Source organism: Allorhizobium sp. nf9_anc (genome assembly GCF_056323085.1).
On the sequence record NZ_CM150481.1, the window covers coordinates 3,175,359 to 3,188,832 of the forward strand.

At 61.8% G+C, this 13,474-nt stretch carries 15 protein-coding genes; 8 read left to right on the plus strand and 7 right to left on the minus strand.

Annotated features, from left to right (window positions below; all coding sequences use genetic code 11):
* The first annotated feature begins 103 nt into the window (after positions 1–103).
* Positions 104–1,555 (plus strand): glycogen synthase GlgA, encoded by a 1,452-nt coding sequence (glgA, locus tag AC02Y0_RS15565; RefSeq protein WP_476384053.1) that lies wholly within the window; start codon positions 104–106, stop codon positions 1,553–1,555.
* Between the two features lie 115 nt (positions 1,556–1,670).
* Here the strand turns inward: glgA and AC02Y0_RS15570 are convergent, their stop codons facing one another.
* Complete coding sequence (locus AC02Y0_RS15570; RefSeq protein WP_476379775.1) at positions 1,671–1,949, minus strand: hypothetical protein; 279 nt, start codon at positions 1,947–1,949, stop codon at positions 1,671–1,673.
* 91 nt (positions 1,950–2,040) lie between these two features.
* On the opposite strand from AC02Y0_RS15570, the gene AC02Y0_RS15575 reads away from it, so the two are divergent.
* Positions 2,041–2,361 (plus strand): hypothetical protein, encoded by a 321-nt coding sequence (locus AC02Y0_RS15575; protein ID WP_476379776.1) that lies wholly within the window; start codon positions 2,041–2,043, stop codon positions 2,359–2,361.
* 83 nt (positions 2,362–2,444) lie between these two features.
* Here AC02Y0_RS15575 and AC02Y0_RS15580 read toward each other — a convergent pair whose 3' ends face one another.
* Together AC02Y0_RS15580 and AC02Y0_RS15585 are read right to left on the minus strand one after the other, a co-directional pair.
* Positions 2,445–2,648 carry a hypothetical protein gene (locus AC02Y0_RS15580; RefSeq protein WP_476384054.1) on the minus strand — a complete coding sequence of 68 codons (204 nt, stop codon included), beginning with the start codon at positions 2,646–2,648 and terminating at the stop codon, positions 2,445–2,447.
* A gap of 87 nt (positions 2,649–2,735) precedes the next feature.
* Positions 2,736–4,439 (minus strand): HWE histidine kinase domain-containing protein, encoded by a 1,704-nt coding sequence (locus AC02Y0_RS15585; RefSeq protein WP_476379777.1) that lies wholly within the window; start codon positions 4,437–4,439, stop codon positions 2,736–2,738.
* A 101-nt stretch (positions 4,440–4,540) separates the two neighbouring features.
* Between AC02Y0_RS15585 and AC02Y0_RS15590 the strand changes: the two genes are divergently transcribed.
* Entirely contained in the window at positions 4,541–4,816 is a 276-nt protein-coding gene (locus AC02Y0_RS15590; protein WP_476379778.1) for a BON domain-containing protein, read from the plus strand.
* Between the two features lie 151 nt (positions 4,817–4,967).
* Here AC02Y0_RS15590 and AC02Y0_RS15595 read toward each other — a convergent pair whose 3' ends face one another.
* Positions 4,968–5,222 (minus strand): hypothetical protein, encoded by a 255-nt coding sequence (locus AC02Y0_RS15595; protein ID WP_102019115.1) that lies wholly within the window; start codon positions 5,220–5,222, stop codon positions 4,968–4,970.
* Between the two features lie 86 nt (positions 5,223–5,308).
* Entirely contained in the window at positions 5,309–7,159 is a 1,851-nt protein-coding gene (gene treZ / locus AC02Y0_RS15600) for a malto-oligosyltrehalose trehalohydrolase (RefSeq protein ID WP_476379779.1), read from the minus strand.
* A 192-nt stretch (positions 7,160–7,351) separates the two neighbouring features.
* On the opposite strand from treZ, the gene AC02Y0_RS15605 reads away from it, so the two are divergent.
* Positions 7,352–7,531: a hypothetical protein gene (locus AC02Y0_RS15605; RefSeq protein WP_143708311.1), complete on the plus strand. Its 180-nt coding sequence runs from the start codon at positions 7,352–7,354 to the stop codon at positions 7,529–7,531.
* A gap of 18 nt (positions 7,532–7,549) precedes the next feature.
* Here AC02Y0_RS15605 and AC02Y0_RS15610 read toward each other — a convergent pair whose 3' ends face one another.
* Positions 7,550–8,638 (minus strand): glycoside hydrolase family 25 protein, encoded by a 1,089-nt coding sequence (locus AC02Y0_RS15610; protein ID WP_476379780.1) that lies wholly within the window; start codon positions 8,636–8,638, stop codon positions 7,550–7,552.
* A 234-nt stretch (positions 8,639–8,872) separates the two neighbouring features.
* On the opposite strand from AC02Y0_RS15610, the gene AC02Y0_RS15615 reads away from it, so the two are divergent.
* The 3 genes from AC02Y0_RS15615 to AC02Y0_RS15625 all read left to right on the plus strand — a co-directional run bounded on the left by AC02Y0_RS15615 (position 8,873) and on the right by AC02Y0_RS15625 (position 11,176).
* Positions 8,873–9,442 (plus strand): histidine phosphatase family protein, encoded by a 570-nt coding sequence (locus AC02Y0_RS15615; protein ID WP_476379782.1) that lies wholly within the window; start codon positions 8,873–8,875, stop codon positions 9,440–9,442.
* A 284-nt stretch (positions 9,443–9,726) separates the two neighbouring features.
* The gene (locus AC02Y0_RS15620) at positions 9,727–10,575 is read left to right on the plus strand and encodes a hypothetical protein (RefSeq protein WP_476379783.1); all 849 of its coding nucleotides are present in this window, start codon (positions 9,727–9,729) and stop codon (positions 10,573–10,575) included.
* Positions 10,576–10,666: 91 nt separating this feature from the next.
* Positions 10,667–11,176: an acyl-CoA thioesterase gene (locus tag AC02Y0_RS15625; RefSeq protein WP_476379784.1), complete on the plus strand. Its 510-nt coding sequence runs from the start codon at positions 10,667–10,669 to the stop codon at positions 11,174–11,176.
* 55 nt (positions 11,177–11,231) lie between these two features.
* On the opposite strand, the gene AC02Y0_RS15630 is transcribed toward AC02Y0_RS15625, so the two are convergent.
* Positions 11,232–11,882, minus strand: a complete 651-nt coding sequence (locus tag AC02Y0_RS15630) for a GntR family transcriptional regulator (RefSeq protein ID WP_476379785.1) — start codon at positions 11,880–11,882, stop codon at positions 11,232–11,234.
* A 319-nt stretch (positions 11,883–12,201) separates the two neighbouring features.
* On the opposite strand from AC02Y0_RS15630, the gene AC02Y0_RS15635 reads away from it, so the two are divergent.
* Complete coding sequence (locus tag AC02Y0_RS15635; RefSeq protein WP_476379786.1) at positions 12,202–13,461, plus strand: NRAMP family divalent metal transporter; 1,260 nt, start codon at positions 12,202–12,204, stop codon at positions 13,459–13,461.
* The last annotated feature ends 13 nt before the right edge of the window (positions 13,462–13,474 follow it).

The window sequence follows — 13,474 nt, forward strand, 5'->3', positions numbered from 1 at the left end:
CCTAGCCCTCAGCCGAGCGCAATTCATTCAGCGGGTGCGTGATGCCTATCATCGTGAAGATGAGGAGCTTCGCCCCCGCCGCAATTACCCGACGCGCGTGCCGTTGCATGTGCTCGCGGTGACCTCGGAAATCTATCCCCTGATCAAGACCGGCGGCCTCGCCGATGTGACCGGCGCGCTTCCGAAGGCGCTGTCCACCTATGGCATCGAAACCCACACGTTGGTGCCCGGCTATCCATCGATCCTCGCGCTTGCACGGCTGCACCCGCCGCTGATGGAGTTCGATGATCTGCTCGGTGAGAAGGCAACGCTGCGCCACCTGGAGATCGACGGTCTCAGCCTGTTTGTGCTCGATGCGCCGGCGCTCTATGAGCGGCCAGGCGGCCCTTATGTCGACGACCACGGTGTCGACCATGCCGACAACTGGAAACGCTTCGCCGTGCTTTCGCTGGCGGGCGCCGAAATTGCGGCTGGCGCGCTTCCCGGCTGGAAGCCCGACCTGGTGCATACCCATGACTGGCAGTCGGCACTCACTTCCGTTTATCTCCGCCAGATGGGATCTGATGTCCCCGTCGTTCTGACGATCCACAACCTCGCTTTTCAGGGCCAGTATTCCGCCTCTCTGCTGCCCTATATCGGCTTGCCGCCCGAGGTCTACTCGGTCGAGCAGATGGAGTATTTCGGCGACATCAGCTACCTCAAGGGTGGACTGGTGACGGCCGATCACATCACCGTCGTGAGCCCGACCTATGCGCGCGAGATCCTGTCGCCGACCTTCGGCATGGGCCTCGACGGCGTGCTGAACGCCCGCATGGACCGGCTTCAGGGGATCGTCAACGGCATCGACAACGAGGTCTGGAACCCGGCCACGGATCCCTATCTGCCGTTCCGCTACGACATGAAGACGCTGCGCAACAAGAAGAACAACAAGGCGCTTTTGCTCGAGCGCTTCAACCTGGAACCGGGTGACGGCCCCCTGTTCTCGGCTGTCACGCGCATCACCTGGCAGAAGGGCATGGATATGCTGGCCGAGGTGGCGGACGAGATCTTCCACTGGGGTGGGCGATTGATCGTTCATGGCCAGGGAGACCATGACATCGAGGATGCGCTGAAGGCCACCGCCGCCCGCTTCCCGGGCCGCATGGCAGTCTCGATCGGCTTCAACGAGCCGACCGCGCACCTGATCCATGGCGGCTCGGATGCCATCATTCAGCCATCGCGGTTTGAGCCCTGTGGTCTCACGCAGCTGTACGGCTTGCGTTACGGCTGCGTGCCAGTGGTATCGCGGACAGGCGGTCTTTCCGAGACGATCATCGATGCCAATGATGCGGCGATTTCGGCACGCGCGGCAACCGGCTTCCAGTTCCATCCGGTAAGACCGGAGGGCCTTCGCCATGCGATACGGCGTGCGGCTGAGGCCTATGGCGACAAGCGCAAATGGGCGCGCCTTCAGTTGCAGGCGATGCGGGCCGACTATTCTTGGGATCGAAGCGCCGAAAGCTATGCCGAGGTTTATGGCCGGCTCACGGAAGCCGCGGCGGAACTGCGTCACTGAACGGACCAAGCGCCAGATAGTCATGACAAAGGGCCCGGAACTGATCCGGGCCCTTTGCTTGTTGAAGGGTGGTTCACGGGAGTGTTTCCGCGTTAGATCAGAGAAGGTGTGAACCTCATCTCCAATCATCCATATGCTGATCTCCATCCGCGGTGAACCGCTCGCGCGCGGCGATGGTCCGCTCCAGCGCGGCAATGTCCTCGCCGACGGCGGGGACGGGATCATCGGCTATGGCTTCGAGGACGGCGGGATCGATGGTGCCTGCGCGGATTGCCATGCGCAGGGTTTCCCGCGCCTGGCGCTCCGCCTCCAGTTGCGCAAAGAGCGCGATGATCAGCCGATCGCGCGGATCGGGAAAGCGGCGCCAGCGTGGCGGGCGCACCGTATCGGACATGATGCACTCCTTTTCGACAGAAGAAATTGCTCCCTGAGGAAACATTTGGAGCCGCCCAATGTTCCCCTCTCGCACCATAGGAGACGGGTTCATGGAAACAGATTTGAAGACACTCGAGGCAAGGCTGAACGCTCACCGTGAGATCCTGATTTCACTGTTGAGCGACATCCTCATCACCCCGCAAAAGGCTCCGGAACTGCTGCGCAACCTGGAGCAGGAAGTGGTGCTGCGGGACGGCGCCGAGGATCCGGGCGCCGAGCCCTCCGCCGGCATCGGGCGTGGTCATGAAAAGGGTGAGGCTATTCGCGATATCCTGGAGACGGCGAAGGCGCGGGCATCGGCCCTGCGACGGACTTCATCCGACCTTGGCGAACCCAACGGCTTCACCGAGGCGCTGACCAAAAGCGATTGATCGCTTGTGGAGGCGGCTTGCCCTGCCTCTTCGCCTGATAGCGGTCGCTCGGACGCACACGGTCCTCCGAGCGACCTGCGGGGTTACTTGTCCTGAGAGTGGTCGCTCACATCGAAATTGGCGTCCCAATCCTTCGGCGGATCCTTCTTGCCGGGCGGCCACTTGTTCACGGTCGCATCTTCGGAGCCGGTGATGACAGTCGGCTTTGCGCTGACGACACCGTCGCTTTCGCCCCCGGCCTGCGTGCCCGCGAACTGGCCTTCGGCATCCTTGTGAACGCGGTCTATATCTTCATCTCGACGATCTTCAGTCATGGCAGCTTCCTCCGGTCATATCCCGGTCAACACGACACCGACGCCAAAGGTTCCGAGCTGTCACTCACCGTTATCAGCGGATGCCTGGGCAAGGAAGGAAGACAGCGGGGCGACGAGGCTCCAGCGTAGCCCTGCCGGGTCGAAGTCGACCGAGACCTCGCCCCCAAAGGAGCTTGCCGCGTGACGCTCGATGACCGTCGAGCCGAAGCCGCGGCGGGTTGGCCGGCTGACCGGCGGTCCATGCTGTTCGGACCAGATCAGGCGCAGCCTTGGCTCCTCCCCTTCCTCCAGCGGCGCCAAGATTTCCCACTCGATGCGGAGTCGCCCTTCGAGAACGGACAGGGCTCCGTATTTCACCGAATTGGTGGCGAGTTCGTGGAACACGAGGCCGAGGTTCTGAACGGCATTCGCATTGACCAGGAGATCGGGACCGCGGCGGGAGATCCGATCGCTTGAGCCTGTCACGGTCGTCAATTGCAGGTCGACCAGCGAGGCGAGCGGAATGCCGCCCCATTGTTGTTTTGCCAGCGCTTCGATCGACTGGGCGAGACCCGCCAGGCGGCCGCTGACGGCACGTTGAAATTCCTCGACGTCGTCAGTGCCGCGCGCAAGCTGCCGCATCATCGCCTGCACCAGCGAGAGGATGTTCTTCGTTCGGTGCACGAGTTCCTGAAGGATGAAGTGGATGCGGTCTTCGGCTTCGGCACGATCGAAGGAGGCATTGGACAGGGCGACAGCGACCTGGTTTGCCTCGACGATCTTGGTCCTCTCCGGTGAGACAATGTCTCCGTGACCGATCCGGTCGGCCATGCTGGCGATCTTGCGGATCGCCGAGCGGAGGTGATGGGCGGCGACCATGACGACACCGAGCATCAGTGCGAGGAAAACAAGACTTCCGATTAGCAAGCTCTTCCACAGCGCGACGAAGGAGCTGTTGAGACTGTCCACGGGTCCCCAGACGATCGCACGCCAGGGCCAGTCCGCGACCTTGGCATAGCCCATCAGGTGTTGCCTGCCGTCGCGATAGAAGACGGCGCTGTTGTTGGATCCATACATGAGTTCAAGCCAGCTCTGGTCTACCTGAGTACCGGACGGTCTATTGTCCGCTCCGCTCGACACAACGATGCGGCCCTCGCCATCCACAAGGGCTGATGACCAGCCCGGTGGGAGCGCGTTTCGGGATGCCAGACTTCCGAGGCTGGCGGCATCCTGGGTCAGAACGACGGCGTCCACACCGGCCGGGCCGCGCTCGCCGAGCGGCATTGTGAGATTGACCACCCAACGCTGGCTGGTTGCGCCCAGAAAGACGTCTGAAATTTCAACATTGCCGGACCTGAGGGCCGAGCGCACGGAGTCCGGGTTGGCCATGGGTCGAAGCGGCGTTCCCCAAGGCAAGCGGGTGTTGACGATCTGGCTCCCGTCACGTCGCGCCAGGATCACATAGAGCGAGCTTGCCTTGAGGCTTTCCCCTACCCGCGTGTGGAACGCCTGGAGATCGCCCTGTTGGAGCTCCACCGAATTGGCCAAGAGGGCAAGCGTGGTTTCCATATCTGCGATCTTGCGTTCCACCGACTGGCTGATCGCATGCGCATCATCCGCCACGTTGGTGCGCAGCGCCTCGAACTGTGAGCGCTCAAGCTGCATCAACAGGAAGGCTACAAAGGCGAGGAGCGGCAGCGTCGAAAGCACCGCCATGACCGCGAGATATGAGCCGATGGAGGCGGTGGGAAAAGCGCCCAGCAATGATCTGGCCAGCCGGTTCACACGACGACCCTCCCGAGGGACTGATGCAGATTGATGATTTTCACACCGAACCAAATGGCCATGGCGGCGTTAGGACCATGAGACTGAACGAGGAGGCTGCCATGATCTTCAAACCGCAACGTTTCCACGGCGAAGCGCCGGTGGTGGCGGACGAGAATCCGCCCGAGACCACGCTCGAACAACGGGTGGCAGACGCGCTCGCCTTGACGGCCGGCACAGGTGCGGAGGGGCTGAAGGTAGTCGCCAGCGGAGGCGAGATTTTTCTCTTCGGCGCCGTCGCCTCTCGCGACGAAATGGATCGTGCGGTCGAGGTGGTCTTGACGGTGCGAGGCGTGGAGAAGGTGACGGTCCGTATGCAAACAGACGAGGCGCCCTGACAGCCGCCGCCGTCGGGCATTTCGAGCTCTGCGATTTTCAGGCCAGCGCTCACGCAAATGGATGGCTGAATACCATTCATGCATGCCTCGCCGGGCCGCGTCTGCGCTGATCGAAGTCACTGATATTCCGATACCTTCAGCCGGACTTAAGTCAGGCACGCCCACCCATTTTCGAAGAATTCTCCTGACCCCAGGCATGAACGATGCCGGCTACTTCCAGCATTCGCCCCTTCAGGTCCTGCTGACGCAGCACAGGTATCTTGCGCTTGTCGACCTGGCTCTCGGAATAGCTGCGGGCTGCTTCAACAGCGAGCCTATGGCTCGGATAGATGGGCGATTGGCCTTCCTCGGACAAGAAGCACCAGCCACCGGCCTGAGGGATGATGTCACAATATACCTGGGTCATGCCGCAGTCCTCCTGATTTCCGCCAAACGTCCGGGTGCGGGCAAACGTTCCCGCCGCCAACAGCTATTTTTGTCTGCAAGTTTTGCTCATCCGCACGCCACGATGAGCGAATGGGGCGGAAAGTTTGCGAGATCCCGGATATCCGACGCCGCCTCGCGCGGCATGACATGGATGGTGTCGCCATGGACCGGAGGCAGCGTGACCTGGGCGTCGCTGAAGTTGCAGCGCAACTGCCAGCGCCTGTCGCCCAGTTGCCAGTCGATCGCCAGCCGCCCTTCTTCCGCGGTCAGCAGGTGGCCAACACCGCCACCGACGTTCTCAAGAAGAGGCACGAGGTGATCGCGTCGCTTCCCAAGCAACTCCTGAAACCGGGCGGCTGCGCTTCGGCCAGCGGCGGTGTCAGCCTCGTGCCAATCGAGTTTCGACACGCGGACGGTCTCGACGTCATTGGGATCGCGGATTTCCTCCAGGGTCAGATCTTCGGCGCCGAAATCGCGCGCCTGGCGTAATCTGTCTTCGGGTGCGTTCTGGTCGAGATCCGGAGGATAGTCGCCGAAAAAGAAAAACCGGCCTTGAGAGCGGAACTCGTCACCCATGAAGAGAAGCGGGATCTGCGGTGAGAGCAGAAGGAGCGCCAGCAACCTTTCTCCGAGGTCGGGATCGACGAGGCTCCAGAGCCGCTCGCCTCGACCACGATTGCCGATCTGATCGTGATTTTGCAGGAAGTTGACGAAGGTAACCGGAGGCAGGTGTCCACTCGGCTCTCCGACCAGATCGTCTCCCTTGCCTTCGATCCTTTCCCCCTGGATGGTAAAACCAGTTGCGAGCGTCTTTCCGATCCGGGGCCAGAAGTTGTCGGCGAAGACGCTGAAATGTCCGCCATGTTCTCCCGTGGCCCAGGCATGGATCAGGTGGTGATAGCCGTCGTTCCAGACGCCGTCATAGAGCCGGACGGAGTTGTCTTCTTTGCGCTCGTGCAGTTTCGTGATGTTGCGGCCGTCCTCGACCACGAGATGCACGTGGCGGTCGGACAGCGTGTCCCGGATACGCAGCGCCATTTCCTCCAGGATGTGGGGATCGCTCGCATCGTCTTCGATGTGATGGACAGCATCGAGCCGCAAACCGTCGAGCGCAAATTCTTCCAGCCAGTAGAGGGCGTTTTCCAGGACGAGGTCTCTGGTCGCCGGCTGAGAGGCATCGAACCTTGGCCCCCAGGGGGTGCCCTCGCTGGTAAAGACATAGGGCGCATAGCGAGCGAGATAGTTCCCGTCAAAGCCGACGTGATTGTAGACAACGTCCAGGATCACCATGAGGCCGAGGCCGTGCGCTGTGTCGACGAAAGCCTTCATGTCGTCGGGCGAACCATAGGCTGGATGCGGCGTGTAGAGCAGGACGCCGTCATAACCCCAGCCGCGACTGCCGCCGAAGGCGGCTACCGGCATCAGCTCGATCATCGTGATGCCGAGCTCGGCAAGGCGGGGCAGTTTCGTTGCTGCGGCGGCAAAGGTCCCCTCATCCGTGAAGGTGCCGACATGGATTTCGTAGATTACAGCCTCGGACCATGGCCGGCCCTTCCAGCCGGTGGTCTTCCAGCGATAGGCCGTTGGGTCGACCACAAGGGAGCGGCCATGCACATCACTTTCGAGAGCGCGGCCCGCCGGGTCTGGAACACTCGTCCCATCGGGCAGAATGAAGGAATAGGGGGTGCCCGGTGCAATCGTTGTGGCGATCAGTTCGTACCAGCCGTCCCCCACGGGCGACATCGGAGCGTCCTCATCGATCAGGCGAAGACTCAGGGTTTGGACCGCCGGCGCCCAGATCCGGAAGCGAACCTCACCGGGCGCGGTGTATTCCGCTCCCCAGCTTTTCGGAGACACACGATGGTCGCACTGGATGGTTCGTTCCTCGGCGTATGCTCCCGGTCGCCGCTCGTCCATCGCTCGTCCTCTCGCTGCTATTATCAGCGCAAAGAACCATGGGGCATGCGGAAGGTTCCGAAGCGAGTGCGGTGCCTGGAATACGACGCTAGCTAGGTTGGTTCAGGAACAAAGCGTAGGTTCGGCGAATTGGTCTTCACCGGACGGCCTCAACCGCATCCCGCGGAAAGGCGTCCCACAAGGGAGATGACCATGCCCATCAACGATCCATCATCACCGTTTGGCGATCAGCCGCCGATGCCGGCCCCCACCTGGGCACCGGAGGTCCCGGTCGAAGAGCCGGAGCCGGACCTGCTTCCCGGCGAATTGCCGAACCCCAATCCGGACGAGACACGCGACCCGCCGGTGACAGAACCCGGCGTCGGAATCTGAGCAAAGGCCGCGCGGGCCTCAGCGCAGGCCCGCGACCCTTTCCCAGCCCTTCTTGCCGGCAACCCAGTTCTGCCAATCGGACACCGAGCCGTAGAAGACGTTCAGGTCGATCTTGCCGTTGACGCCCTGCGAGAGGCCCGAGCCGGAATACTGCCAGAAGACCCACTTGCGATCCGGATAGATCTTGGAGGGATGGGCAGCGACCGAACGCAGCCAGAAGGGATAATCAAGGAACTGACCACGGAGGTTGTCCTTGTAGAAATCGGGAGCCGTGTAGATCACGGGACGCTTGCCGTAGTGGCGCTCGAGGCGGTCCATGAAGACCTGCATCTTTTCGCGGGCCTTTTCCGGAGACAGCCGGAAGCGGCAGCTGGATTCGCCGTTGTATTCGACATCGATGACTGGCGGCAGAGCATCCGGATCGCGCGGAACATTGCGAATGAACCAATCGGCCTGTTCGGAGGCGACGCGGCACCAATAGAAGAAGTGATAAGCGCCGCGCTTAACGCCGGCTTCCTTCGCCCGCTTCCAATTGGTGTGGAACATAGGATCCAGATGATCGCCACCATCGGTCGCCTTGATATAGGCGAAGTTGGCGCCCTGACTGCGCAGCGTTGCCCAATCAATATTGCCCTGCCAGCGGGATACGTCCACGCCGTGAACGGCATGGTGCTTCGGCTTGACCTTGCCGAAGTTCATCGGCTTGGCATCGCTGAAACGCTGATTGTAGACCCGGTGGCGCCCTGCGGATCGCGCGGGAGACTGTTCCGGTGCGGCCAGCGGTGACACCGGCGGCGCAAGCATGGCGACCGGACGCTGATCTGGCACTGGCATTCCAGCCGTCATCGTCGCGGATTCGAAGTGGGCCTGGTTCGACGTGTCACCAGCCCAGGCGAGCGCTTGCGGTTGTCCGCCTGCAGGTGCTGCTGCGATCGACCCTGTCTGCTCGTTCACGGCGACGGCCGGAGTGGGCGCGGCAGATGCGGCCTGGACCGGTTGTGCGGAACGGGATTGCAGCCCCAGAACTTCGATCGGATTGGTGCGCGCACTGCAGCCGGCGAGCACCATACAGCCGAGAAGGAGCGAGGAGAGGACCTTGGAACGCATGGTACACGGACTCGAACACTTGGGCCGGGCGCATGCGAAGGCGGACACCCGGAGCTTCTGGGAATTGCTAACAAAGCTTTACCGGACAAAGGTGAATGCAATCTTTACGCGGTGTAGCCGGCCCAAGCAGGCGGCAGCCGTTCACGGATATGTGCGTTTAAGCTGCAATCCCGAGTGCGCGGCGTGGCGTAACGGTTGCAGTCATCCGATCCACTATCTTTGAAAGTCTTGCCCATGCTGCACAGGCGATCCTTTCTTCTGACCTCACTCCTTGCGATCAGCGGCGGCACTCTCGTCGGCGCGGCCGAAGATCATTGGGAGGCCTTGAGGTCGGGCAACGCCTTCGTGCTCCTTCGCCACGCGATTGCACCGGGTACGGGCGATCCGCCGGGCATGCGGATCGGCGCGTGCGAGACACAGCGGAACCTGTCGGCTGAAGGGCGTGAGCAGGCTGGGCGGATTGGCGACCTCTTCCGGGACAATGGTATCCGCGAGGCATCCGTCCAATCCAGCCAGTGGTGCCGGTGTCTCGATACGGCAGGCCTGCTCGGCCTTGGGTCCGTCTCGCAGCAGCCGCTTCTCAATTCCTTCTTTGGCGAGCCGGAGAACGGCAGGGCGCAGACCGAAGCGCTGAGAACATGGCTGACGTCCCGTCCGTCAGATCTTCCGCTGGTGCTTGTCACCCATCAGGTCAACATCACCGGCCTGACATCCATCGTTCCCCGCAGCGGGGAACTCGTCTTTGCCACGTTCGATGCGGGCGGTGCTGTGAGCGTTATCGGTCGGCAGTCCGCCGGGGCATGACGGGGAAAAGGTCGCGGCGAAAATAAGAACCGCCCGTGATGAAAGACCTTGCAACAAGTTTAGGTGCGGCGGCAATCCGGACGTGCCCCGGCGGACGCAGCCGGCAGGGTCCGGCGTTTGCATCATTCTCCAAAACCAAATCGGCGAGGAGTCTAAAATCTGCATCCTTCGAGTGCAGACGCGTTGTTTTCGTTCCCATGGGGGATGGACGCGGTGTAATCGCCGTCACGGCGGAGCCACGCGCGGCATGCTAGCTTCGCCCTGCAATTGGAGAGCGGTAGGGAATGGATGTTTCGCGGGCGCGACTGGACGACCAGGCCTATGAGGATGCCATCCGCTATTGCGCCAACAGCATCCTTCCGATGCATTTCGGCGAAAAGCTGATCAACAAGATCTTCGGCCGCAATCTCCAGTCCCATGCCGCAGGCCTGCTCGCCGTGATGCATTGCGAGGCAGAGCTCGGCCTCGGCGAGCGACCGACACTGACCCGAATCCAGGCGGAAATGGGCCGCTCGCGCACCCTTTCGGGCTTTTTCGCGCTGCTGCGGTTTGCCCGCTTCATCGAGACGATCGACCATGCCGAAGATCGGCGCGCCAAGATGCTGATCGCGCGACCACCCCTGCTCGATGGCCTCAAGACCTGGCTTTCCCATCACATGACCTGCGCCGAAGTGGCGGGTCTCCTGCCGACGGGCAGCACCCACAGGCTCAAGTCGGACGACGATTTTGCGCTGCGCTACATCGCAGCGGCCCGCTTGATGCTGGACAGGGTCAGGTCGCACATCGCGTCCCGCCGCGATGCCTGGTCCTGGTTCGACAGTTTTGATTGCGGCGACCGGATCGCGCTTGCCCTGTTGCGTGCCCATTACGAATACCCCGGCGAGCAGGAGACGCGCTGGTTCCTGCTCGAGACGCGGCAACTGGCCGAGAGGCTCGGTATCTCGCATTCGCACCTGCGCAATGTGCTGAACGGGGCAGAGGGATGCGGCTTCATCCTGCAGGATCGTCGGACCCACCAGATGGCACTCACCTCACAGATGCTGGATGATATCCGCGAATTTCATCTCTCCTTCTGGAGCTGGGTGGCCGAGAGCGCCGATCAGGCCGACAATCTCAAGCGCTCCGCTGCCTGACGGTTTTCAACGATAGCCTCCGTCCGCAGACTTGCGGCCATGACGCGGCGCACAATAGGATGGCGAGAGCAACGAAAGCAGAGGGGATCAGATGGACGAAGCGCATGACACCAGCCAGCTTGAAATGGTGGTCCTGATGACACCCGACATGGCAAACTTTTCCGGCAAGGTGCATGGCGGCGCCCTTCTCAATCTCCTCGACCGCGTCGCCTATTCCTGTGCCTCGCGCTATTCGCAGCAATATGCGGTGACATTGTCCGTCGATCAGGTCGTGTTCCGCCAGCCGATCCATGTCGGCGAACTCGTCACCTTCCGCGCCTCGATCAACCAGGCTGGCCGAACCTCGATGGAAATCGGCATTCGGGTCGAGGCCGAAAATATCCGGACCGGCGAGCGGCGCCACACCAATTCCTGCTACTTCACGATGGTCGCCGTGGATGCCGAAGGTCGGCCGACGGCTGTTCCCCGTTATGTACCGGAAAGCGAAGTCCGCAAGCGCCGGCAGCGGGCTGCCGAAACCCGGCGAGCGCTGCGTCTGGAATTCGAGGCGCGCTTCAAGGAAGCGAGCGAAACTGCCGAGGAAGCGCATCGGATCGGCTGAGCTAGCGGCGGGATCACCGCGTCGCTGTAGGCGCGCACGTGAGATCGGCGATCGTCTAGATGCGTGAGAAGGCCGCCAGGACCGTGCGCTCGGATTGCAGGAGATAGGCTTCGAGCGCGGCGGCAGCCGCTTTCGGGTCGCCCGCCTCCAGCTTTTCGAGAATGGCGGCGTTCATCTCGACATACGGCGCGTGCAGGAGTTCGGGCTCCTTGAGGAGACCGAAGCTCAGGCGCAGTTCTGCTGCGATCTGGGCATAGAAACCGTTCAGCCGCTGGCTGTCGGCAAGGTCTACAATGGCCGCATGAAACTTCATGTTCTCGCTGCCGACAGCCGTCCAGTCGTTTTGCCTGGTCGCGGCGCGGGCTGCATCGACAGCCGAGCGCATGCGGTGGACGGCTGGATGATTGGGATAGGCATTGGCGAGCGCCTGGCCTTCGACCACGCGGCGCACGCGGTAGATGTCGATGATCGAGGCCATGCTTGGCGTCGCGACGAAAACACCCCGGTTCGGCTCGTGCTGAAGCAGGCCTTCCTTGGTCAGCAGGCGAAATGCCTCTCGCAGCGAATTGCGGGACACCTCGAAATCGGCACTGAGGGCAGCCTCCGACAGACGTTGACCCGGTTTCAGTTCGCCGCGGATCAGTCTGTCGCGGATTGCTTCCGCGAGGCGTGGCGCCAAGGCTGCCGTCGTGTCCGTCTCTGCCATCAGTTTCCCCAGTGACCGGATCGCCCGGCATATTTGCGACCGATCACCGACACATTGATCGGCTCACAGCTCCGCTGCCTTATCCTCCAGTTGCGAAATCGCAGCAAGACGGCAGCCAAACACGGCCAAAAATTGTCCCCCATTGTCTGAAAACTGCTGATCCGAGCATCAATCTGCTCAACATTGCGGCAACAAAGTAGAACGATCAAATAAAATCGTTGAACAATATTGACAGAATTGTGAAACCGGGAGACGCTACTCTCGCAGGTGAACAACAAGCTCCGCGCAAAGCCGGGGCCAGGTCAACCGAGAGGGAACCATGAAACAGACAACCACTACGGGCGATCAGGCCCCAACAGGCGGTATGTCCGCCAAGACGCGTCGCGGCGCTTTGATCGCCGCAATCTTCCTTATGGCAACCTCCGCCATTGGACCGGGCTTCATCACCCAGACCGCGACCTTCACGACCAAGCTCGGCTCCGCCTTCGCCTTCGCGATCTTGGCTTCGATCCTGATCGACTTCGTCGTGCAGCTGAACATCTGGCGGATCGTGACGCTGACTAAAATGCGCGCGTCCGACATTGCCAACGCCGCCATTCCCGGTACCGGCTATATTCTCGCTATTCTTGTTATCGTCGGTGGTCTGTTCTTCAACATCGGCAATATCGGCGGCGCCGGTCTCGGCCTGAATGCGCTTCTCGGCCTCGACGCCAAGCTGGGCGGCTCGATCAGCGCGCTGATCGCGATCGGCATCTTCCTGTCACACCGCGCGGGTGTCGCGATCGATCGGCTAATCGTGGTCGCCGGCATCGCGATGATCATCCTGACGGTCTACGTGGCCTTCGTATCGCAGCCACCTGTCGGTGATGCGCTCTACCAGACCTTCCTGCCGTCCACGATCGATTTTGCCACGATCACCACGATCGTCGGCGGTACGGTCGGCGGCTACATCACTTATTCGGGCGCGCATCGTCTGCTCGACAAGGGCACTGTCGGCATCGAGAACCTCGGCGCCGTGAACCGCGCGGCTCTCTCCGGCATCGCGGTCACCGGCGTCATGCGCTACGTGTTGTTCCTCGCAATCCTCGGCGTTGTTGCAAGCGGCGTCGTGATCGACGTCTCCGGCAAGGGTGCAAACCCGGCGGCACAGGCCTTCCAGGCTGCGGCTGGCGACACGGGTCTTCGCATCTTCGGCGCCGTACTCTGGTTTGCCGCCATTACCTCGGTCATCGGTGCGGCCTATACCTCCGTGTCGTTCGTCACCGTGTTTAAGCCTGACATCACTGAGCGTGGCCGCAACATCGCAACGGTCATCTTCATCGCCGTCTCGCTGTTATTCTACGTGATCATCACGACACCGCCCGCACAGATGCTGGTCTTCGTCGGTGGTCTGAACGGTCTGATCCTGCCGATCGGCCTGTCGATCTTCATCTATGCCGCCTGGGCACGTTCCGACCTGATGGGTGGCTATCGCTATCCGCGCTGGCTGCTGATCCTGGGGGCGCTGACTTGCGCGCTAACCTGGTACATGGGCTACAAGTCGATCGGGCCGATCTTCGCGCTGCTGACCGCGGCCTGAGAACGAGAGAAGG